1 protein-coding gene is annotated in these 811 nt (G+C 33.3%); it reads left to right on the forward strand.

The annotated features are described in order from the left end of the window. Positions 1-428 precede the first annotated feature (428 nt). Positions 429-674 carry a hypothetical protein gene (locus KLA_RS18030; protein ID WP_152536881.1) on the forward strand — a complete coding sequence of 82 codons (246 nt, stop codon included), beginning with the start codon at positions 429-431 and terminating at the stop codon, positions 672-674. The last annotated feature ends 137 nt before the right edge of the window (positions 675-811 follow it).

Here is an 811-nt window from a genome sequence, read left to right on the forward strand (position 1 = left end):
AAGTTTCCTTGCCTCCGCACTACGCTTAGCCGAGACGTTGTGGTGCATATAAACAAAACTCTGAAATGAAATTAAACTTCGCCAAATTTTTGATAATTATTCTGCTTTTGGCAAGTTGTGGGAATAAGAAAAAAGAAATTAAAGAATATGGATTTAAACAAATAGATGCCGACAGTATAAGTGTTTCTATTCGAATATCGGAATTCGACAATTATGAAAATTTACTTGACCGACTTAAAGAAATTGTCTGTTTTGACAGTATTCCTAAAATTGTCCTTGAAACGGAAAACAAAATACGGAATATCTATCCGATTGAATACTGCGAAATCCCAATGTTTCACCCAAGATTTCGAAACACTTTTTTCATTCAAATGGACAGTATTATAAAAAATGAACGGAAAGTCGAAATATCTGAATTAAGTACTCTGATGAAACAGAATTTTGAGAATATGGGCGTTAAAGAAGGTTTTGCGGACAGTCCAGAAAAAGTGTTATTCATATTTGAGTATTATGAAGATAAAGGAGTCGACGGAATTGAAAAATACTTAAAAGCAATTACAGAGTCTTATGACTATATTAAATCTGAAAACGAATTGAAAATTGCTTTTTGGCCAAAAATTGATGTTATACCTGATTATGAAAATGGAGAATTACGATATAAAACAACTGAATAAATACGCACCACAACAATGTATAACCGCAATTACGGCGGATTCGACTACGTCCGAATCCACTCGGAATTGCTAACGTCAGTTCTAAACCGAAAATTAACACATATTTACCCGTAACTGACGGTTATACGTATTCCAAG

The sequence above is a fragment of the Cellulophaga geojensis KL-A genome, assembly GCF_000568425.1.
Classification (GTDB): domain Bacteria; phylum Bacteroidota; class Bacteroidia; order Flavobacteriales; family Flavobacteriaceae; genus Cellulophaga; species Cellulophaga lytica.

Bases quoted from the DNA above. Each gene is read 5' to 3' on its own strand.
- KLA_RS18030 (WP_152536881.1), top strand. From the start codon at position 429: ATGAAACAGAATTTTGAGAATATGGGCGTTAAAGAAGGTTTTGCGGAC.